This is a genomic window from Novosphingobium sp. (assembly GCF_965229225.1).
Taxonomy (GTDB): Bacteria; Pseudomonadota; Alphaproteobacteria; order Sphingomonadales; family Sphingomonadaceae; genus Novosphingobium.
Genome location: NZ_OZ245867.1, coordinates 1,809,741 through 1,830,241, shown reverse-complemented (window position 1 = coordinate 1,830,241; position 20,501 = coordinate 1,809,741). Strand labels below are relative to the sequence as shown.

Annotated in this window: 21 protein-coding genes and 1 tRNA gene; 12 read left to right on the top strand and 10 right to left on the bottom strand. The window is 65.3% G+C overall.

From position 1 onward, the window contains the following. The first annotated feature begins 59 nt into the window (after positions 1-59). Entirely contained in the window at positions 60-632 is a 573-nt protein-coding gene (locus ACO06X_RS08310; RefSeq protein ID WP_421839453.1) for a hypothetical protein, read from the top strand. Positions 633-1,444: 812 nt separating this feature from the next. Beyond that, positions 1,445-1,945 (top strand): hypothetical protein, encoded by a 501-nt coding sequence (locus tag ACO06X_RS08305; protein ID WP_421839452.1) that lies wholly within the window; start codon positions 1,445-1,447, stop codon positions 1,943-1,945. 326 nt (positions 1,946-2,271) lie between these two features. Here the strand turns inward: ACO06X_RS08305 and ACO06X_RS08300 are convergent. Beyond that, positions 2,272-2,364, bottom strand: a tRNA-Ser gene (locus ACO06X_RS08300). A gap of 257 nt (positions 2,365-2,621) precedes the next feature. Between ACO06X_RS08300 and ACO06X_RS08295 the strand changes: the two genes are divergently transcribed. After that, positions 2,622-3,425, top strand: coding sequence for a DUF1134 domain-containing protein (locus ACO06X_RS08295; protein ID WP_421839451.1), 804 nt, complete (start codon positions 2,622-2,624; stop codon positions 3,423-3,425). Positions 3,426-3,486: 61 nt separating this feature from the next. Further along, a complete protein-coding gene (locus tag ACO06X_RS08290; protein ID WP_298172845.1) occupies positions 3,487-4,659 on the top strand; it encodes an aromatic amino acid transaminase in 1,173 nt (390 codons plus the stop codon). Positions 4,660-4,680: 21 nt separating this feature from the next. Here the strand turns inward: ACO06X_RS08290 and ACO06X_RS08285 are convergent, their stop codons facing one another. Genes ACO06X_RS08285 through ACO06X_RS08255 form a run of 7 tightly spaced genes read right to left on the bottom strand, consistent with a single transcriptional unit; the run spans position 4,681 to position 9,460 of the window. Continuing rightward, positions 4,681-5,478, bottom strand: coding sequence for a hypothetical protein (locus ACO06X_RS08285; protein WP_421839450.1), 798 nt, complete (start codon positions 5,476-5,478; stop codon positions 4,681-4,683). A gap of 3 nt (positions 5,479-5,481) precedes the next feature. After that, on the bottom strand, positions 5,482-6,105 hold the full coding sequence (locus tag ACO06X_RS08280) for a riboflavin synthase (protein WP_421839449.1): 624 nt from the start codon (positions 6,103-6,105) through the stop codon (positions 5,482-5,484). Between the two features lie 16 nt (positions 6,106-6,121). Beyond that, positions 6,122-7,096 carry a bifunctional diaminohydroxyphosphoribosylaminopyrimidine deaminase/5-amino-6-(5-phosphoribosylamino)uracil reductase RibD gene (gene ribD, locus ACO06X_RS08275; protein WP_421839875.1) on the bottom strand — a complete coding sequence of 325 codons (975 nt, stop codon included), beginning with the start codon at positions 7,094-7,096 and terminating at the stop codon, positions 6,122-6,124. Beyond that, complete coding sequence (locus ACO06X_RS08270; RefSeq protein ID WP_421839448.1) at positions 7,093-7,575, bottom strand: hypothetical protein; 483 nt, start codon at positions 7,573-7,575, stop codon at positions 7,093-7,095. The genes ribD and ACO06X_RS08270 overlap by 4 nt, the downstream gene beginning before the upstream one ends. Positions 7,576-7,627: 52 nt before the next feature. After that, complete coding sequence (locus tag ACO06X_RS08265) at positions 7,628-8,377, bottom strand: M48 family metallopeptidase (RefSeq protein WP_421839447.1); 750 nt, start codon at positions 8,375-8,377, stop codon at positions 7,628-7,630. Next, positions 8,374-8,844: a YcgN family cysteine cluster protein gene (locus tag ACO06X_RS08260; RefSeq protein ID WP_421839446.1), complete on the bottom strand. Its 471-nt coding sequence runs from the start codon at positions 8,842-8,844 to the stop codon at positions 8,374-8,376. Before ACO06X_RS08260 ends, ACO06X_RS08265 begins: the two co-directional genes overlap by 4 nt. 7 nt (positions 8,845-8,851) lie before the next feature. Beyond that, positions 8,852-9,460: an SCO family protein gene (locus ACO06X_RS08255; RefSeq protein ID WP_421839445.1), complete on the bottom strand. Its 609-nt coding sequence runs from the start codon at positions 9,458-9,460 to the stop codon at positions 8,852-8,854. Positions 9,461-9,562: 102 nt separating this feature from the next. On the opposite strand from ACO06X_RS08255, the gene ACO06X_RS08250 reads away from it, so the two are divergent. The 5 genes from ACO06X_RS08250 (at position 9,563) to ssb (ending at position 13,693) form a co-directional block, all read left to right on the top strand. After that, on the top strand, positions 9,563-10,195 hold the full coding sequence (locus ACO06X_RS08250; protein WP_421839874.1) for an ankyrin repeat domain-containing protein: 633 nt from the start codon (positions 9,563-9,565) through the stop codon (positions 10,193-10,195). Between the two features lie 11 nt (positions 10,196-10,206). Beyond that, positions 10,207-10,890 (top strand): COQ9 family protein, encoded by a 684-nt coding sequence (locus tag ACO06X_RS08245; RefSeq protein WP_421839444.1) that lies wholly within the window; start codon positions 10,207-10,209, stop codon positions 10,888-10,890. 60 nt (positions 10,891-10,950) lie between these two features. Further along, the gene (locus ACO06X_RS08240) at positions 10,951-11,205 is read left to right on the top strand and encodes a FeoA family protein (RefSeq protein WP_421839443.1); all 255 of its coding nucleotides are present in this window, start codon (positions 10,951-10,953) and stop codon (positions 11,203-11,205) included. After that, on the top strand, positions 11,202-13,058 hold the full coding sequence (feoB, locus tag ACO06X_RS08235) for a ferrous iron transporter B (protein WP_421839442.1): 1,857 nt from the start codon (positions 11,202-11,204) through the stop codon (positions 13,056-13,058). The genes ACO06X_RS08240 and feoB overlap by 4 nt, the downstream gene beginning before the upstream one ends. An 89-nt stretch (positions 13,059-13,147) precedes the next feature. Then, a complete protein-coding gene (gene ssb, locus ACO06X_RS08230; RefSeq protein ID WP_421839441.1) occupies positions 13,148-13,693 on the top strand; it encodes a single-stranded DNA-binding protein in 546 nt (181 codons plus the stop codon). Positions 13,694-13,831: 138 nt separating this feature from the next. Here the strand turns inward: ssb and ACO06X_RS08225 are convergent, their stop codons facing one another. Both ACO06X_RS08225 and ACO06X_RS08220 read right to left on the bottom strand, forming a co-directional pair. Beyond that, the gene (locus ACO06X_RS08225; RefSeq protein ID WP_421839440.1) at positions 13,832-14,578 is read right to left on the bottom strand and encodes a 7-carboxy-7-deazaguanine synthase QueE; all 747 of its coding nucleotides are present in this window, start codon (positions 14,576-14,578) and stop codon (positions 13,832-13,834) included. Further along, the gene (locus ACO06X_RS08220; protein ID WP_421839439.1) at positions 14,575-17,451 is read right to left on the bottom strand and encodes a valine--tRNA ligase; all 2,877 of its coding nucleotides are present in this window, start codon (positions 17,449-17,451) and stop codon (positions 14,575-14,577) included. The genes ACO06X_RS08225 and ACO06X_RS08220 overlap by 4 nt, the downstream gene beginning before the upstream one ends. A gap of 110 nt (positions 17,452-17,561) precedes the next feature. Between ACO06X_RS08220 and ACO06X_RS08215 the strand changes: the two genes are divergently transcribed. The 3 genes from ACO06X_RS08215 to ACO06X_RS08205 are packed head-to-tail and all read left to right on the top strand — an operon-like array spanning position 17,562 to position 20,494. Next, complete coding sequence (locus ACO06X_RS08215) at positions 17,562-18,677, top strand: MlaE family ABC transporter permease (protein ID WP_421839438.1); 1,116 nt, start codon at positions 17,562-17,564, stop codon at positions 18,675-18,677. Beyond that, a complete protein-coding gene (locus ACO06X_RS08210) occupies positions 18,674-19,546 on the top strand; it encodes an ABC transporter ATP-binding protein (protein ID WP_421839437.1) in 873 nt (290 codons plus the stop codon). Before ACO06X_RS08215 ends, ACO06X_RS08210 begins: the two co-directional genes overlap by 4 nt. A 9-nt stretch (positions 19,547-19,555) precedes the next feature. Next, complete coding sequence (locus ACO06X_RS08205; RefSeq protein WP_421839436.1) at positions 19,556-20,494, top strand: MlaD family protein; 939 nt, start codon at positions 19,556-19,558, stop codon at positions 20,492-20,494. Positions 20,495-20,501: the final 7 nt, after the last annotated feature.

Below are 20,501 nucleotides of genomic sequence, written 5' to 3'. Positions count from 1 at the left end.
CGACTACGGCTACAAGCCGTACCAGCTTCGCACTGCTAAATCGCTGCAGGCAAAATCAGATGGACAAGAAGAGCAGAGTGCGAGTCCGGCCGATCTCGAATACCGGCGTGAGGGACAAGAAGTTCCAGCGCTTCGGCCGTCAGACAAAGATCCCGCTGCATGAACTTGTCGTGCTTATGGACCTGGAAAAGGGTGTCCTCACCAGCCTTGACCAGTATCTCGCTAAGCACAAGGGCATTCCAGACAGACGCATTGCCCTCGCACTGCGGAAACTCATTTCCGGTTCGGCCCAGCGCAGTCAGTATAGGTTGGTCGTCGTAAAGCATCCGAGCCTGCCACCTGATCCCGGCGGTGCGAAGAGCGGACAGAGACATTCCACAACGGAAAGTCATCACCTGATCGTCGAACGTTTTGAATACCTTGTCTCGCAGGGCGACAAGAAAGGCATCGCGATAGAAACCGTTATGTCGGAGTTTGACGTCACGGAACGTACGGTTCGACGCGCTCTTCGCGAAGAGCAAGAGCGCAGAGAGTCGCAGGCGTATCGCGTAGAAATTCAACAAAACGTCGCAAACGGCATGTCCCTTCGCGAAGCAATATTTGTCGCCGGAGAATCGCGTCGGAAGAAATGACGAGTGACAGATTACTTGGCCAGGTTTTTTGCCACCCAAACACTGTAGCCTTCACGCTGCACCTCCCATAACTGGTCCGCCGTTCACTCAAGAACGGAGAAGACCGTAGCCGATAGACTTCGGGGTCAGCGTCCAGCACCACGTTGATACCAACGCTTTCGTCGTCGCAGCGGTCTGCCAACGCCATCGCAACGGGTGTGGTGAGCGCCGGCGCGACGACAACAAGCTGATTACGAGCGGAAGATATGAGTTCAATCAGGCAATCATCGTTCGCAACTGCAAATGTTTGGTCCGGTCCCCCAGGCGTTGCCATGCGCATACTCCCCGTTGCTCCCGGCTGGAGCCGGGTGGTTCGTAACGTTCGAGCACGGGGCAGCACGCCTCCCGTATTTCCTACGAGAGGTCTTATATTCCGGGAGCCGCCCGACAAAGGCGGACCCGTGCTCGGCACACGTCGTGCACCGCTTAGGCTTACGAGACCCGAGCGGTGAAAGGGTGTTAGTCGGGACGTGGCTGATTTTCTATGGAAGCCTGGCTTCTCTTAAAGTGGTGCGGTTGATGGGCTTGCTCGATGATGATGCCGATGTGCCGACAAGGTCAGATGACAAAATGCCAACACCGCTGACAGAGCACTGTCTGACATGGTGTCGAGGCGGCAAAGCCTCGGGCTCTAGAGGCTGGATTCACCAGCGAACGAGATTGGCAGGAGCGGCTCGTTGTTCTGGCCCAACTGGAAACCGGTAACGCCAGGGAAGATGCTGCTCACTGCGAGGTCATTGCCGAGCAAAACGGGCAAGAGTACACTGACCCTTATGACAACTCTACCAACCGCACCGATCTCGACGGACCTGCAGCCGGCGCCTGAGCCAGTGGCGCGCCTCTGCGGGGGCTGGGGCGAGCGAGTGGAGTTTCAGGCAACGCCCTCGCCGCCGCAGCCGACTCCGAGCGAGCCGGAGGTGGAAGCTGAACTGTCTGCGCGCGTTTGCGAGGGGATTAGGGAGGGCTTCGTTACGGATGGGATGCTGCCGAACCGGCTGATCTGCCGGGACGACAGTTGGCTGGAGGCGTATCAGAACGACAGTCGGTCGTTTGAGGGCTGGGAATTGCCGACCATGCTGGATGGGCCAGAGGATCGTGCGATGTTTCTGTACGATCTATCGATGACCTCCGAAGAAATGACGAAGGTGCCCTTCCGGCTGGTCTGCCGGGAGACTGAGCCGTTCGACACAACCGGGGCCGTGTCTTTGGACGATTGGGAATTGCTGCTCGATTCGAGCGAACCGGAAACGCCGCTCACGTCGGTCGAGAAGTAGTCGGCCACCCGCCATAACGGCCTGAACGCAGCGAAATCTATCTTGATAACCGCGACGAGACTTTCTTCGTCTTCTTTCTGACAGACGGCAAGCACGTTCAGAGGGGCCAACTAGATCGGCACATTCGTGCGCCAGCATATAAGGATTGTCTTGCGCTGCGCTCGCAGCCGTTAAGCTGGCGTGCGTTGGTTACCCCGTAGGACGTAGTGGCTATCAACAATTCGCCCGCGTTCAATGCTGACCGCCGACTGCTACAAGCCTTTAGTGGGCTTAGTCGTGGGCAACGAGCAGAGGTGGGCGATTAATTGTTTAAAATCAACGACGCTTGGCGGAGACGGAGGGATTCGAACCCTCGGTACCGGTAATCCCAGTACGACGGTTTAGCAAACCGTTGGTTTCAGCCACTCACCCACGTCTCCGGATCGCAGCGGCGAGGGGGCGCTATAGCGAGGGAGTGGGGGGGCGGCAAGGGGCTTCCTGCGGGTGTTTGTGGTCGCAATTCCGACAAACGTCCGGGATTCGCCTCGGCGTGAAATCGACTCGGCTCATCGCCGGTTCATTGTGCCGGGCCAAAAGATGAGGGCCTGATAGGGTGCCAAAAAGTTCGGCCCAAGCGCTGGTGCCGGGTGTTCGGTGCCGACAAACCGGCAAAAGGCCGCAGGATAGGAATTGGGTGATGAAGCTGAGCCGGAACATCGCGATCGCGCTTGCCGCCATGGGACTAGTGCTGGGCGCCGGTGCGCGGGCGCAGGTGCAGCAGATCGATCCCAACACCGCGATCGATGGCGACTTGCCGGCAAAACCGGGTTCGCAAGCACTTCCGCCGGCCCCTGCTCAGCTGGCACCCTCGCCAAGCGCGCCGGCGGCACCTGCCGGAACGACAAGCTCGGACGATCCGTCATTTTCCTCCCCGGCTGCAAGCAGCGCGGCGGCGGGGCCGGGCATGGCCTCGATTCCTCCGGCGGCCGGTGCAGCCAAGGGCACTGCCGCCGATGGCACGACGTACCGCGAGGACGATCTCATTGGCGCGGCTGAGGGTGTGTTCGGCAAGGGCGCCAAGGGGCTGGCGCTGATGATCCAGGATATCCTCAAGAAGCAGGGCCAACCCAATGCCTATATCACCGGGCGCGAGGCTGGCGGTGCGGTGGTCGTGGGGCTGCGTTATGGCTCGGGCACGCTGCATCACAAGATCGAAGGCGAGCGGCCGGTCTACTGGACGGGGCCTTCGCTTGGCTTCGACCTTGGTGCCAATGCGGCGAACACCTTCGTGCTCGTCTACAACCTCAATGACAGCGAGGACTTGTTCAAGCGCTTCGGTGCGGGCGAAGGGCAGGCCTATTTCGTCGGCGGCTTCAATGTGAGCTATCTGCGGCGCGGCGATGTGGTGGTGATCCCGGTGCGCTTCGGCGCGGGGCTGCGGCTCGGGGTAAATGCGGGCTACATGAAGTTCAGCCGCACCCAGAAGTGGATGCCGTTCTGAGCGTTTAGCACATGCCCACAGCCCCTTGTGCCCGGCGCGGTTTGGGGGCAAAGGCGCGCCCATGCTCGAGACCCTGAACGCCCAGCCCGCCGATGCGCTGCTTGCGCTGATCAAGCTCCACAACGCCGATCCCCGGCCGACCAAGATCGACCTTGGTGTGGGCGTCTATCGCACAGGAGATGGCGACACGCCGGTGTTCGGCGCGATCAAGGCGGCCGAGCGCATTCTGCTCGAGACGCAGGATTCCAAGGCTTATCTCGGACCCGAGGGCGACATGGGCTTTGTCCATGCGCTGATCCCTTACGTGTTCGGCACCGATTTCGACCGCAGCCGCGTGGAAGGCATGCAGGCTCCCGGCGGCACCGGCGCGGTGCGCCTCGCGGTGGAAGTGGCTGCGCGCGCGGGCGCCAAGCGGATCCTGATGGGCGTGCCTTCGTGGCCCAACCACGCGCAGATCGTGGCGGCGGTGGGCCTGGAGCTCAAGACCTTCAAGCACATGACTGCGGACGGCACAGCCGACCTCGAGGCGCTGCGCGCCGCGCTGGCCGATGCCGCGCCGGGCGATGTCGTGCTGCTCCATGGCTGCTGCCACAACCCCACCGGCGTCGATTACACGCCGGCGCAGTGGGACGAGATCGCGCCGATGGTGGCCGCTTCCGGCGTGCTGCCGCTGATCGACCTTGCCTATCAGGGGCTGGGCGACGGTATGGAAGCCGATGCCTATGGCCTGCGCAAGGTGCTTGCCGCCGTGCCGGAAGCACTGGTGGCCTACAGCTGCGACAAGAATTTCGGTCTCTATCGCGACCGTGTCGGCGCGTTCTATGCGGTGACGAGCGATGCTGCGGCGCTGGCCAATGCCATGGGCAATGGCGCAACGATCGCGCGCGCGAGCTGGTCGATGCCGCCCGATCACGGTGCGGCGGCTGTGCGGCTGATCCTCGGTGATGCCACGCTCACCGCGCAGTGGATCGATGAGCTCACCGCGATGCGCGCGCGCATGGCCGAAGTGCGCGAGCGGCTGGCTGCCGCGCAGCAGATCGGGCCGATCAACATGGCGCCGCTCGGGCACCAGAAGGGCCTGTTCTCGATGCTGCCGCTTTCGGGCGAGCAGATCATGGCGCTGCGCGAGAAGCATGGCGTCTACATGGCCGGATCGGGCCGCGTGAACATCGCGGGCCTGACGACCGGCAATATCGAGAGCTTCATCGGCGCGCTGCGCGACATCGCGGGCTGAACGGTCTGCGTTTTGCTCGCGCTAGTTGGCGCGCGCTTCCGGATGACGCCCCGCGCGCTGCGGCAGCACGAGGATCAACAGCGCGATCAGCGCTGTGAGCAGGGCGGTGGCAAGCGGGCGGCTGATCTCAAGCCCGCCGCTTGCAAGGGGCTTGTCGAAGAAATCGCCCACGGTTGCGCCGAGCGGCCGGGTCAGGATGAAGGCGGCCCAGAACAGCACGACGCGGCTTGCGCTGGTGAACCAGACAAGCAGCGCAACCACGCCCAAGGCCGCACTGAACACCAGCGCGCCGCCGCCATAGCCTGCGCCGGCATCGGCCACCCAGTCTCCCAGCGCGGTTCCAAGCGTCTGCGAGAAGGTGATGGTGATCCAGTAATAGAGCTCGGCTGCAGGAGTAGCCACGGTATCGGCCGCGATGGTGCCGAGGCTGCGGTACCATACAAGGAGCGAGGCGAGCACGCAGGCCAGCAGTAGCAAAGAGCCGCCGGAGTAACCGATCCCGAGCGAGCGGGTGGCAAAGTCTGCCAGCGTGGTGCCCGCCGTAGTGGAGGCGATGATCGTGGCCCAGTATAGCCAGGGCGCAAAGCGGCTCGCACGGATCTGCAACCAGACAAGGAGTGCGAGCGCCGCGCCGAAGATCAGCGTGCCGACAAGGTATCCGTTGAGCCCCGCAGCCCCCGCATCAGGCGTGGTCTCGCCCAGCCAGGTCATCGAGACGGTATCGCCGCCGGTTTCGCCCAGCGTGGTGGCGAGGATCTTGATCAGCCAGAAGCCGAGCGTGATCGCGGGGACCTTGGCTTCGGTGCTGATCCTCGCCATGTCTCAGCCCGCCGAAGCGAGGCTCTGCATCCGCTTGAGGTAGCGGGCGAGGACGTCGATCTCGAGGTTCACTTCACGGCCCGGCGCGAGCGTGCCCAGCGTGGTCACTTCGGCGGTGTGCGGGATGATGTTGAGCATGAAGTGGCACGCGCCGTCCGGCTGGTCGGCCAGATCGTTCACGGTGAGCGAAACGCCGTCGACGGTGATCGAGCCTTTGGCGGCGATGTAGGGTGCCAGTTCCGGCGGGGCCGCCACGACCACGTGCCACGAGCCGCCGGTCTGATCTACCGAGACCACACGGCCCACGGCATCGACATGGCCGGTCACGATGTGGCCGCCGAGTTCGTCGCCCAGCTTGAGCGCGGGTTCGAGATTGAGCGGGGCATGTTCGTGCCACTGCGCCGGGGCGGTGCGGCTGATCGTTTCGCCCGAGACGTCAACCGCGAACCAGCTGTCCCCCGCCGTGCCACCGCGATCGACGACCGTCAGGCAGACGCCCGAGCAGGCGATCGAGGCGCCGATGGCGATCTTCGCCGGGTCCATTGCGCAGGCAATCGTCACGCGCGTATCGCCCTTTGTGGCGATGGCGCGGATGCGGCCGACTTCGGTGACGATGCCTGTGAACATGGGTCTGTGGTCTCCTTCAGCGGATGCGGTCGTAGACGTCGAGCGTATCGCTGCCAAGCCGCCGCTGATCGATCAGGCACCACCGGCCCTGTGCCTCGGCGAGGGAGGCGAGGCCGATCTCGCCCAGGCCGCGCCGGCCTGCGCCGATCAGGATGGGGGCGCGGTAGAGCAGCAGGCGATCGATGCTGTCTGCGGCGAGGAAGGCGGCGGCAGCGCCCGCGCCGCCTTCGATGAGGAGATACTGCGCCTCGCCGAAGCGGCCGTCCGCCGGATCGGCGATGGCCTGCCAACCTTCAGGCGCGGTGCCGCGCGTGAGCACCCAGCGTGCGGGGCTGCGCGCAGCGAGGCCGGGGAGGCGCACATCGAGCCGGGGCGAATCGGCGCGCAGCGTCTCGCCGCCGACGAGGATGGCATCGCAGCGGGCCCGCATGGCATGGCCATGGGCGCGCGCTTCGGGGCCGGTGATCCACTGGCTGGTGCCGTCGGCCATCGCGATGCAGCCATCGAGCGAGGTGGCGAGCTTGAGCGTGGTGTGCGGGCGGCCAAAGTGGGCGCGGGTGAGGTAGCCTTCAAGCGAGCGCAGGGCGGCAGGCGAGGGGACCAGCTCTGCCGCAATGCCCGCTTCGCGCAGCAGCGCGATTCCCGCTCCGGCGGTGCGCGGATCGGGATCCTCGCAGCCGATCACCACACGGGCAAGCCCGGCATCGCGCAAACTGTGCGCGCAGGCGGGGCCGCGCGGGCTATCGTGGGCGCAGGGTTCGAGCGTGACGTAAGCCGTGGCGCCGCGTGCTGCTTCGCCTGCTTGCAACAGCGCCTGCGCCTCTGCATGTGGGCGGCCGCCGGGTTGGGTCCAGCCGCGCCCGATCATGCGGCCATGCTTGACGATCAGCGCGCCGACAGCGGGGTTCGGGTGGCTGAACGGGCGGCCGCGCGCGGCGAGCGCAGCGGCGGCATCCAGCCAGTCGGCATCGCTGAAGGCCACCGGGTTCAGGGCGCCTTGGCGGTCGAGGGTGCGGGGGCGGCGGTGGGCTTCACTACCAGCCGATCGAGCAGCGCCTTGTCGCGCGCAGCCGCAGCGCGGGCTTCGGCCTCGCGCTCGGCTTGCGCCTGGCGGTCCATCGCCTCGGTATCAAGGCCGGTGGCGGCACCGACCGCCTTGTACATCTTGCGCACATCGTCGGCGCGCGCCTGCTCGGCCGCAGCTTCGGCGCGGGCTTTCTTCGTCGCCTCGATATTGCCGGCGATGATTTCGGCATCACTGCGGTCGGCGCGCCAGCTTTCGAAGTAGATCACCTCGGGCGGGCGCGGCAGGCCGCGGCCGCCCTGCTGCCACATGACCGAGAAGATCCCGAGCGTGACCAGCATCGCCAGCGCCAGCGATCGCAGGCGGTACTCGCTTGGCGCACCAAGGATCTGCCAGAAGTCCTTGGCGGCGCGCACCGGGGAGACGTTGCGGAAAAACTCTTTCATGACGGCCTAGATAGAGCGTGGTGCGGTCCTGCGCCAGTGCCTGCCGCGTCGACTAACCGAAGGGGTGGTAGAGGCCGCGCCCCTCCGCCTTGAGCCAGCGATTGGCATGTTCGATCGGCGCTTCGTAAATCTCGTCGAGATGCGCGTGGAATGCCGGGCTGTGATCGAAGTGGGTCATGTGCGCCACCTCGTGCGCGACGACCGAGCGGCGCACGAAATCGGGGGCCATGACCAGCCGCCAGTTGATGCGGATTACGCCGCGGCTGCTGCAGCTACCCCAGCGGCGGAGCGCGCGCGACAGCGCCAGTTTCGGCACCGGCTGACCGGCGCGGGCGCAGTAGTGGGCAAGGTCGGCGCCCGCCAACCGCAGCGCTTCGGCTTCGAGCCAGCGGCGCAGGCGTCCTTCCATGCCATCGGCCGGACCGCCCAGCAAAAGCTGGCCGTCCGTGATTGCCGGGCGGCGCGGGGCACCCTGTCGCCATTCGACCCGCAGCGCCTCTCCGCGAACGGTGAGCGTGCAGCCGGGCTCGATCCGCGTCGGGGGCGGGATGCGCTGCAACTGCGCGGCCAGCCAGTCGCGGCGCTGCTCGGCAAAGCGCAGGGCATCGGTACTGCGCCCCCATTCGGGCATCGAGATGCGCGCCTCGCTGCCATCGGGAGCAAGGCGCAAGGTGATGCGGCGCGCAGTGCGCAGGCGGCGGATAACCACCGGCAATTCGCGGTCTCCCACCATCAGCGTGCGGGGCGGCGGTGCTGGGCGCGCCGTACGTCCCCGGGGTAGCAGGCGCTGCAGCGAGATCATGCGTCTTTCGCCCCGAAGGCGAGGCCTTCCGGCACGATATGCTCCTCGAGCGGGCCGGCCAGCACTTCGCTCACCGCACGGCCGATCACCGAATTGCCGGTGCGGCGCACTTCCTCGCGGTCTCCGCATTCAAGGTAGTGCCAGGCGGGCAGGGGCATGCCGTCCGCACGCAGGCGATAGGCGCAGGTCGCAGGCAGCCAGGGCACTTCGCGCACAAGCCGGGGGGTGAGGCGCAGGCAATCGGGCACCATCGCCTTGCGGTGGCGATAATCCGAGCAGCGCCCGGTGGAGAGATCGAGCAGGCGGCACGCGACGTTGGTGTGATGGACCTCGCCGGTGTCCTCGTCTTCCAGCTTGTGGAGGCAGCACTTGCCACAGCCGTCGCACAGCGCTTCCCACTCATCGCGGGTCAGCGCCTCGATCGGCTTGTCCCAGAAACGGCCGGAAGAGGGCAGCGAGCCGGGCATCAGCGCCTCAATGCACCCATTTGGCGAGTTCGTCAGCCACGGCGTTCGCATCCTTGTCGACCGGCAGCAGCGCGATCGGCTGGCCTTGCGGCCCCATGAGATAGGCCGCGCGGCTGTGATCCATCAGATAGTCGTTGGGGCCTGTGCCCTGACCCTTCTTGTAATAGACCGCGTAGGACTTGGCGATCTGCGCAATCTGCGCGTCGCTGCCAGTGAGGCCGATGAGCTCCTTGCCGAAATGCGCGGCGAACTGGCCGACTATCTCGGGCTTGTCGCGCGCGGGATCGATGGTGATGAACAGCGGGACGACCTTGGCCGCGAGATCGGGATGCGCCTTGGCAAAGCGGTGGTAGCCCTGCATCAGCACCTGCACATCGAGAGGGCAGACATCGGGGCAGAACGAATAACCGAAATAGAGCGTGGTGTAGCGCCCCTTGAAATCAGCGGCGCGCACCGTCTTGCCCGTCTTGTCGACCAGCGTGAAATCGCCGCCGATGGCTGCGCCTTCAAGCGGCGGTGGTTCGCTGGAAGCGCCGCCGCACGCGGAAAGCAGGAGAAGCGCGGAAGCCGCGAGGGCGCTGCGCAAGCGGGCACGAATAGGTCTCTTGGGGTCCATGGCGCGGCGGTTCATGCTCTGCTAACCAGCGGCTTGCAAGGGGCGACTCTGCTGCAGGACGGGCAGAGTGTGCGCTTTATCGAGAAGGACGGGGCAGACGTGATGAGGGACAGGACGGTGATCGCACGCGGGCTTCGCGCAGGGCTGGCCGCCGCCGCGCTGCTGGGCGCGCTGGGCGCGGCTATCCCCGCGCATGCGCAGTTCTCCGAAAGCTACAAATTCCTCGAAGCCGTGCGCAAGAAGGACGGCCAGAAGGTGACCGACGCGCTCAATGAGCCGGGCACCCAGATCGTCAACACCCGCGATGTCAGCACCGGCGAAAGCGGGCTGCACATCGTGACCGCGCGGCGCGACCTGACGTGGATGCAGTTTCTCGTCTCGCACGGGGCCAACGTCAATGTGCGCGATGCCAGGGGCACAACGCCGCTGGTGCTGGCCTGCAATCTGGGCTTCATCGAGGGTGTCGATTACCTGATCACCTCGGGCGCCAAGGTGGACGAGCCCAACAATACCGGCGAAACGCCGCTGATCACCGCCGTGCATCGGCGCGATCTGGCCATGGTGCGGTTGTTGCTGAAGGCCGGTGCCAATCCGGACCGTCCGGACAATTCGGGCCGCTCCGCGCGCGATTATGCGCTGCTGGATGGCAAGGACAGTGCGGTCGCAAACGAGATCGCGAACTCGGCCAAGGGGGGCGCGGCGGGTCAGAAGAAGACCTACGGCCCCTCGTTCTGATCGGACGGACCATGATCGACGCAGCAACCGCCGACCTTTCGCTCGAGGGTCTTCGCCTTAGCCTTGCCCCGCATATCGCCGAAGCCGCCGCGTTCGACGGCTGGACCGAAGTAGCAGTGAACGAGGCCGCCGAGATCGCCGGGATCGATCCCGCAGCGGCGCGCTTTGCCTTTCAGGGCGAGGGCGGACAATCGGCGGCAATGGCGATGATCACCGCGTGGGCGGGCAGTATCGACCGCGCGATGGCCGAGGCGCTGCCAGCCAAGCACCTTGCGACCATGAAAGTACGCGAGCGGATCACGGCGCTCGTCACTTTCCGGCTCGACCAGATTGCCGGGCGCGAGGAAGCGCTGCGCGGCGCGCTGATCGAGATGGCCAAACCCTGGAACATCCCCGCCGCGACCAAGCTCGCGTGGCGCAGCGCGGATGCGATGTGGCGGCTCGCAGGCGATACCGCGACCGACTACAACCACTATACAAAGCGCGCGATCCTCGGCTCGATCTATGCCGCGACGCTGGCGGTCATGGCTGAGGACAAGAGCGAGGACCGCGAGGAGACGCGCGCCTTCCTCGCCCGCCGAATCGACGGCATCATGCGCTTCGAGAAGGCCAAGGCCCGTTTCACCGCAAAACCTGCGGATGAGACCTTCAGCGTGACCCGGTTGCTCGGCCGCTTGCGCTATCCGGCGCGGTGATCGCAAGCAGTTATTGCGAATGACTTGCAATGACGCGGGCGGTGTGGCAGCGCTCGCGGTGTGACACTCGACGAACTCCCCCTTGGCAAGCCCGCGCGGATCATCTCCGTCGATTGGGATGCGCTCGTGCCTGAAGAAGCCCAGCGACTGAAGGCGCTGGGGATCGAGGAAGGCGCCGAAGTGCGGCTTGCCTATCGCGGCGTCTTTCTGGGGCGCGATCCCCTTGCGATCGAGATCGGCCGGATGACGGTGGCGCTGCGGCGCGTGCATGCCCGGGCGATGCAAGTCGAACTCATGACGGTGCCCGCAGCATGACCCGCCAGACGATGATCGCCGCGCTGGTCGGCAATCCCAATGCGGGCAAGAGCGCGCTGTTCAATGCGCTGACTGGCGCACGGCAGAAGATCGCCAACTATCCGGGCGTGACGGTGGAACGCAAATCGGGGCGCATGCTGCTGCCGAGCGGCGAACCCGTTGAACTGGCCGATCTGCCCGGCTCCTACAGCCTCAATCCTTCGAGCCCGGACGAGGAAGTCACCCGCGATGTGATCATGGGCCGCATGGCCGGGCAGACCCAGCCCGACGTGCTGGTGATCGTGCTCGATGCCTCGAATCTCGAGCAGCATCTGGTCTTTGCGCAGGAAATCATCGAGCTTGGCCGGCCGGTGGTCGTCGCGCTCAACATGGTGGACCTGGCCGAGCGCGACGGGCTGGTGATCGATCCCGGTGCGCTATCCTCGGCGCTGGGGGTTCCGGTCTATCCCACCGTGGCGGTGCGGCGGCGCGGGCTGGCCGAACTCATCGCGGCGGTCGCCGCGCTGCGCGACGCGCCGGCGGATCAGGCACCCGCACCGCGCCCGCATGTCACCGGGCCCGAGCGCCGCATGCTGGCTCGCCAGATGGCGCGCGGGGCGATCCTTTCCGAAACCGCGCAGCACCGCATCCATGCGCAGCTTGACCGGGTGCTGCTGCATCCCTGGCTTGGTCCGCCGATCCTCCTCGCGCTGCTGTTCGTGGTGTTCCAGGCCGTGTTCAGCTGGGCTGCGCCGCTGCAGGATGCGCTCGATGGCGGTGCTTCCGCCCTCGGTGATGCGGTGCGCGGCGCACTTCCCGCATCGCTCCTGCGCGATTTCCTGACCGACGGTGTGATCGCGGGCGTCGGCTCGGTGGTGGTGTTCCTGCCGCAGATCCTGATCCTGTTCTTCTTCATCCTGACGATGGAGGCGACCGGCTACATGGCGCGTGCCGCCTTCCTGATGGACCGCGCGATGGCGGGCGTCGGCCTTTCGGGCCGCAGCTTCATCCCGCTGCTTTCCAGCTTTGCCTGCGCCGTGCCGGGGATCATGGCGACCCGCAGCATCACCGATCCAAAGGACCGCCTGACCACGATCCTGATCGCCCCGCTGATGACCTGCTCGGCGCGGCTGCCGGTCTACACCGTGATCATCGCCGCCTTCGTGCCCAACGCCCAAGTGCTGCCGGGCATCGGCCAACAGGGCCTCGTGCTGTTCGGGCTCTATGTCTTCGGCGTGCTCGGCGCGATGGGCGCGGCGCTGCTGCTGCGGCGGACGGTGACCAAGGGTGCGGCTTCTGGCTTCATCATGGAAATGCCCAAGTACCAGCTGCCGACAGTCAAGGACCTCGCGCTCGGGCTGTGGCAGCGCGCCTATGTCTTCCTGCGCCGCGCAGGGACGATGATCCTGAGCGTGACCGTGGTGCTCTGGCTGCTGCTCAATTTCCCGCGTGCGGACAACCCGCAGGATCAGGTCAATGCCTCGGTCGCGGGGCATATTGCCAACGGGCTTGCCGTGGTGATCGAACCGATCGGCTTCAACCGCGATATCGCGCTCGCGCTGATTCCCGCGATGGCCGCGCGTGAGGTGGCCGTCAGCGCGCTGGCGACGACTTACGCTGTGGGCGCGAGCGATGATGCCGCGCAGGGCCAGGCGCTGGGCGCCCAGCTCAAATCGAACTGGAGCCTGGCTACCGCGCTCGCCTTCCTCGCCTGGTTCGTCTTCGCGCCGCAATGCATGTCGACCATCGCGGTCACCCGGCGCGAGACCAACGGGTGGACCTGGCCCGCCTTCATGCTCGCCTACCTGTTCGGCCTCGCCTATGTGGCGGCGGGCATCACGTACTGGATCGCGGTGGCCTGCGGGCTGGGGTGAGTTGTGGAAAAATTGGGGCGGTGCCAGACTCGCTCTGACCGGCGCCAAGGGCTAGGCCTTGGCCTCACACGGTACAGGATCGCGAATCAATGGCAGGCAGCGTCAACAAGGTCATTCTGATCGGCAATCTCGGGCAGGACCCCGAGGTGAAGAGCTTCCAGAACGGCGGGCGTATCGCCAATCTGCGCATCGCCACCAGCGAACAGTGGAAGGACAAGGCCACCGGCGAGCGCAAGGAGCGCACCGAGTGGCACAGCGTCGTGCTCCAGTCCGATGGGCTGGTCGGCGTGGCCGAACGCTTTCTCAAGAAGGGCAGCAAGGTCTACATCGAAGGCCAGCTGCGCACCCGCAAGTGGCAGGACCAGTCCGGCAATGACCGCTACACGACCGAGATTTCGGTCGGCGTCGGCGGTTCGCTGACCATGCTTGATGGCCCGCAGGGCGGTTCGGGCGGCGGCGGCATGGGCGGCGGCGGTGGCCAGCGCTCGGGCGGCGGCTGGAACGAAGGCGGCTCCTCCAGCGTCGGCGGTCGTTCGGGCGGTGCCTCGTCCGGTGGCGGCTGGAACCAGGGCGGCGGCGGCGGTTCGCCGGCCGGCGGTTTCGGCGATGATCTCGACGACGATATCCCGTTCTGAGCCGCGGCTCAGAAGGATTGCAGCCTAATTCCCAAACCGCTCATGCTGAGCTTGTCGAAGCATTACAGCGCTAACGTCGCGCCAGCACTCTTCGACAGGTTCAAGGTGAGCGGGAATTGGAAGGCTTATGCGTGCGGATCAGGTCCCGCGCGTATCGCCGTAAAGGTGGATGTGCAGGCGGTCGGTAAAGCGCCAGCCGTGCGTGAGCGCGGCGCCGGCGAGCCACTTTGACCGCTCGCGAAGCACCTCGCTGGAGGTGCCCTCGGGCATCAGGAACAGCCGCTCGGGCGGGATGTGGTAGAGCGCCTGCAGTTCGGCAACTTCGTTGAGGTCGTCCTCGCTGCCCACCACGAACTTGAACCAAGCCTTCTGGCTCGCCGCCCATTCGCGCATCAGATCGGGGACGATGGCAAGGTTCTCGGCGTTGCCTGAGTGTGAAAGCTTGGGGCTGACGTTGAACTGATCGACCAGCTGGGTGATCGCGTGGGGCGGCGGGACGCTGCCGTTGGTCTCGATCTCGACCTCCAGAGCGGGGATCGCTTCCTTGAGCATGGGGATGAGCCGGCCAAGCGCCGGAGCCTGCAGCAGCGGTTCGCCCCCGGTGATCACGAGCCGCGTCGGCCTGAGCGCGAGAATGCGCATGGCCACCTCGCGCACGTCGAGCGTGATCTGGTTGTCGATCCGCTCGAACGTCACATCATCGCGATGCGGGCGGATATCGCCGGTGAAGCGCCAGGTATAAGCGGTGTCGCACCAGCGGCAGGCAAGATTGCAGCGCGAGAGACGCACGAACACGCAAGGACGGCCCGTCGAAGGGCCTTCGCCCTGCAGCGAAGGGAAGATTTCGGGCTCGCCGGGCGTGGTGGTGGCCAGCGTCAGGCTCATCCCAGGCGCGCCAGTGCAGCGGCGAGGCGGGTCGCCTCGGCGCGGTGGTGGGCGTGGTCGGCACGGGCCTTCTCGACCGCTTCGGGCTTGGCCTTTTCGGCGAAGGCTGGGTTCGAGAGGCGGTCTTCGAGCGACTTGCCTTCCTTCTCGGCAGCCGCAAGTGCCTTTTCTAGGCGGGCTTTTTCTGCGGCAATGTCGATCACGCCTTCAAGCGGAACGATGAGGCTGGCATCGCCTGCACCGATCTGCATCGCCGCGCCTGCGGGTGCCGGGGCGAAGTGGATCGCGCTGAGGCGGCCGAGGCGCTCGATGGCGGCGGGATTGTTCTCAATGATCGCGCGCGTCGCGTCGCTCGGTTCGGGCAGATAGGCTTCGAGCCGCGCGCCGGGTGCTATGCCCAGCTCGTTCTTGGCGCCGCGCAAGTTGGAAACCAGCGCGATCAGCCATTCGACTTCCGCCTTTGCGGCAGAATCGACGCTGGCCACAGGAGCGGGCCATTCCGCCACGATCAGCTCTGCCGAACGCTCACCCAGCGCATGCCACAGCTCTTCGGTCACGAAGGGCATGAAGGGGTGGAGCATGACGAGGATCTGGTCGAGCACCCAGCCGGCGACGGCACGGGTCTCGTCATCGAAGCTGCCCTTGATCAGTTCGATGTACCAATCGCAGAACTGGTCCCAAACGAAGTGATAGACCGTGTTCGCGGCGGCATCGAAGCGCAAGTCCGCCATCGCCTGATCCAGCGCGGCAACGGTTTCGACCACTTCGCCGATAATCCAGCGGTTGACCGCGCTGGTAGCAGCGGGGGCGGCCACCGAAGTGCTGCCGGTGATCCCGTTCGCCATGCAGAACCGCGCGGCGTTCCACAGCTTGGTCGCGAAGTTGCGATAGCCCTCGACGCGGCGCTCATCCATCTTCACGTCGCGGCCCTGGCTTTCCATGGCGCACATGAAGAAGCGCAGCGCATCCGCGCCGTACTTGTCGATCAGGCCCAGCGGATCGACGACGTTGCCCTTGGACTTGGACATCTTCTGCCCGTCCGCCGCGCGCACCAGACCATGCAGATAGAGCCGCTTCCACGGCACTTCCTTCATGAAGTGGATGCCCTGCATCGCCATCCGCGCATCCCAGAAGAACAGGATGTCGAACCCGGAAATCAGCAGATCGTTGGGGTAGTGCTTCTTGAGCAGTGGCGCATCCGCCTCCGGCCAGCCGAGCGTGGCGAAGGGCCAGAGCGCGGAGGAGAACCAGGTGTCGAGCACGTCCTCGTCGCGATAAATATGAATTTTATCTAAGTGCATTTCAGGGCCATTCGCCCCACCTGAAACCACTGAATCCCAGTTTAGATAGTCTGCTTCTGTGTCATGGACGTAAACTTCATCCTCTGATCCATAATACTCACGCACCTTCGAAATCAGACTTTCTTCGTCCTCTGCAACGAAAGCAACTTCCTCAATAAACGAAGAAAGATCGGTGATGGCTGCCTCAGATGAAGCTCTCTTCGGTCCATACCAAGCCGGAATCCGGTGCCCCCACCACAGCTGTCGGCTCACGCACCACGGCTGGATGTTTTCCATCCAGTTGAAGAACGTCTTCTCCCAGGTCTTCGGCACGATCTCGATCGCGCCCGAGCGCACCGCCTCCATCGGTGCGACGGCAAGCTTTTCGGCATCGACATACCACTGGTCTGTCAGCCACGGTTCGATCACCACGCCGCCGCGGTCACCGAACGGGGTCTGGATCGTGCGCGGTTCGGCGTCGAGCTGCGTTTCCTCGCCGTCCTTGACCTTGACCACATGCGGCACTAGGCGGCCCGCTTCCTTCATCCGCTGCACGATCAGCGCGCGTGCATCGAAGCGGTCCATGCCGACGAATTCATCCGGCACCAGCCCGTCCGCCGTCTGCACCACACGGGCTTCGGCATCGAACATGTTGAGCATGTCGCCCGCCTTGATCCCGGCGCGGCGGCCCACTTCGAAATCGTTGAAATCGTGCCCCGGCGTGATCTTCACCGCGCCCGAACCCAATTCGGGATCGGCGTGCTCGTCGGCCACGATCTGCAAGCGGCGCCCGGTAAGCGGTTGCACGACATACTGCCCGATCACCGCCTTGTAGCGCGGATCATCAGCGTTCACCGCCACCAGCATATCGGCCAGCATCGTCTCAGGCCGGGTGGTAGCGACTTCGATAAAGTCCAGCCCATCTTCGCGCACTGCGCCGTCAGCAAGCGGGTACTTGAACCGCCAGAACGAGCCCTTCACCTCGCGCGTCTCAACCTCGAGGTCCGAGATCGCGGTCTTGAGCTTGGGATCCCAGTTCACCAGCCGCTTGTCGCGGTAGATCAGGCCCTGATTGTAGAGATCGACGAAGACCTTCACGACCGCCTTGGTGAAGTGCGGGTCCATCGTGAACTGCTCGCGGCTCCAGTCCATCGAACAGCCAAGGCGGCGCAGCTGGCCGGTGATCGTGCCGCCGCTTTCCGCCTTCCACTCCCAGACCTTCTCCACGAACTGCTCGCGCGTGTAGTTGGTGCGCTTGTCCTGACGCGCTTCCATCTGGCGTTCGACCACCATCTGCGTGGCGATGCCGGCATGGTCGGTGCCGACCACCCACAGCGCATCCTTGCCGCGCAGGCGTTCGTAGCGGATCACCACGTCCTGCAGTGTGTTGTCGAGCGCGTGGCCGATGTGGAGCGAGCCGGTCACGTTCGGCGGCGGGTTCACGATGGTGAAGGGCGCGGCATCGGGGCGTTCGGGCCGGAACAGGCCGTTCGCTTCCCAGTGGGCATACCACTTGGCCTCGAGCCCGGCAGGCTCGAACGTCTTGGCGAGGGTTCCGGCCTCGCTGGCTTCGGGATTGGTCGTTTCGTTCATGATCCGGGGCCTTGCCATCGCAGGGACGGCGCTGCAAGCGTTCGCGCGGATGGGCAGGGTGTCGGCCCGCGCTTGCGGCTTTGGCCGATTTCCCGCATGAAGCCACTACCATGCGGGCATCAGCCGATTTTTCGACCGAGCAGGGCGCCGAAGGGGCGACAACGCTGGTATTTTCCGGCCCCATGACCGTTTCCGCGCTCGGCACGCTCGATCACCGGCTGCGCGCGCTCGAAGGGCCCTTCGCGGCGATCGATATCAGCCACGCAACGCGCATCGATACCGTGGGCGCGTGGACCGCGTGGAGCCTGTCGCAGCGCCTCGGCGCGCCGCTCACCGGCGCTTCGCCCGAAGCAGAGCGGTTGATCGCGGCGATCAGCGCGGTCGATGACAACACCTCTTCGGTCGAGGGGCACCGCCTGCCGATCCTGCTGCGCGTGCCCGATCATGTCGGCCAGGTGATGAGCGGGCTGGGGCAGGGAATGCTGCTCGTGCTCGGCTTCCTCGGCCAGATCGTGCTGGCGAGCGGAGTGCTGCTGCGCCATCCGAGCCGCTTTCGCCTGCGCGCGCTGGTGCACCAGATGGAGCTGATGGGCGTCAACGCGCTCGCCATCATCGGCCTGATGAGCTTCCTCGTCGGCATCGTCATCGCGCAGCAGGGTGCGGTGCAGCTGCGGCAGTTCGGTGCCGAGATCTACACGGTGAACCTCGTCGGCCGGCTTTCCTTGCGAGAGCTGGGCATTCTGATGACGGCGATCATGGTCGCGGGCCGCTCAGGCTCGGCCTTTGCCGCGCAGCTCGGCACGATGAAGCTGACCGAGGAGATCGACGCGATGCGCACTATCGGGGTTTCCCCGATAGAGGCGCTGGTGATCCCGCGCCTGCTGGCGACCATGCTGATGATGCCGCTGCTCGGCACCTATTCGGCGGTGATCGGGATCATCGGCGGCGCGGCGCTTTCGGCGCTTACGCTGGGCATTCCCTTCTTCACCTTCCTCGCGCGCATCCAGGAAGTGGTGCCGGTGCACGATGTGTGGGTTGGCCTGATCAAGGGGCCGGTGTTTGGCCTGATCGTCGCCACATCGGGCTGCTTTCAGGGGCTGCAGGTGAAGAGCGACGCCGAAGAAGTCGGCACGCGCACGACAGCGGCGGTGGTCATGGCGATCTTCATGGTGATCGTGCTCGACGCGTTCTTCGCGGTGTTCTTCTCGGAAGTGGGCTGGGGATGAGCGAGGAGGGTTTCCTTACCGCTTGCGCCGCTCCGCCCCCGCCGGGGAGCGAGGCGGACCATTTCCCGATCCGCGTGCGCGGCCTCAAGAACGTGTTCGGCGAACACGTGGTGCATGAGAACCTCGACCTCGATGTGCGGCGGGGCGAAATCCTGGGCGTGGTTGGCGGATCGGGCACGGGCAAATCGGTGCTGATGCGCTCGATCATCGGGCTGCAGATCCCCGAGGCAGGATCGATCGAGGTGCTCGGCAGCCCGATCACCGATGCGCGCGATGATGACGACATCGATATCCGCTGCCGTTGGGGCATCCTGTTTCAGGGCGGCGCGCTGTTCTCCACGCTGACGGTGGCGGAGAACGTCGAGGTTCCCCTGCGAGAGTTCTATCCCGAGATCACCGACGAGCTGCGCCATGAAATCGCGCGCTACAAGGTGCTGCTTTCGGGACTGCCGGCGGAAGCGACCAGCAAGTATCCGAGCGAGCTTTCGGGCGGAATGAAGAAGCGCGCCGGCCTTGCCCGTGCGCTCGCGCTCGATCCTGAGCTTCTGTTCCTCGACGAGCCGACCGCCGGGCTCGATCCCATCGGCGCGGCGGGGTTCGATCAACTGATCCGCAGCCTGCAACAGACGCTGGGTCTCACCGTTTTCCTCATCACTCACGATCTCGATACGCTCTACGAAATCTGCGACCGGGTGGCGGTGATCGCCGACAAGCGCGTGATCGCGGTGGGCACGATCCCCGAATTGATCGCGACCGAACACCCGTGGATCAAGGCCTACTTCAACGGTCCGCGCGGCCGCGCGGCCATGGCGGCGAACGAGCGCAACGAGCGCAACGGTGCCCTTGGCACTGCTGGTGATCAGGCATAGGGATAGCCGATGGAAACGCGCGCCAATCATATCTGGGTGGGGATCGTCACCATCCTGCTCATGGCGGGGCTGGCCGCGCTGCTTATCTGGATCGCACGGCTGAGCCAGCACGAGCAGAACGACTACGACATCTTCTTCAAGCAATCGGTGGACGGCGTCGCGAAGGGTTCGGAAGTGTCCTATTCCGGCGTGCCGGTCGGGCAGGTGAAGGACATCACGCTGTGGGAAAAGGACCCGAGCTTCGTGCGCGTGCGCATCAAGATCGATCGCAAGGTGCCGATCCTCCAGGGCACCACGGCGAGCCTGCAGGGCAGCTTCACCGGCGTCTCGACCATTCAGCTCTCCGGCGCGATCAAGGGCGCGCCGCCGATTGACGAGCCGGGGCCGGGCGGCGCACCGGTCATCCCGACCAAGCGCAGCGGGCTCGGCGAAATCCTCTCGAACGCGCCGCTGCTGCTGGAGCGATTGGCGACCTTGTCAGAGCGGCTGACGATGGTGCTGTCTGACCAGAACCAGAAGGCCTTTGCCAATATCCTCGCGCATACCGACCAGCTTACCGGCAATCTCGCCAGCGCCTCGCCCGAGGTGAAAAAGTCGCTCGCCGAACTGCAACTCACCCTGCAGCAGGCGACCACTACGCTAGCGACAGTGGACAAGCTGGCGGCCTCGACCGACGCGTCGATCAACGACCCGGCGAGCGGCCTTGCCAAGCAGCTGCGCGCGACGCTCAAGTCGGCGCAGGCGGCGGCGGATTCGCTGCAGGCGACGATGGACGAGACCAAGCCCGCCGCGAAACAGTTCAACGAGCGCACCCTCCCGGCGTTCGAGGCCACGCTGCGCGATATCGAGGCGACCTCGCGGTCGATCCGCGCGATGACTGACCAGATCGGCGACCGTGGCATCAGCAGTGTCGTGGGAAGCCCCAAACTGCCGGATTACAAGCCATGAGCGTCCG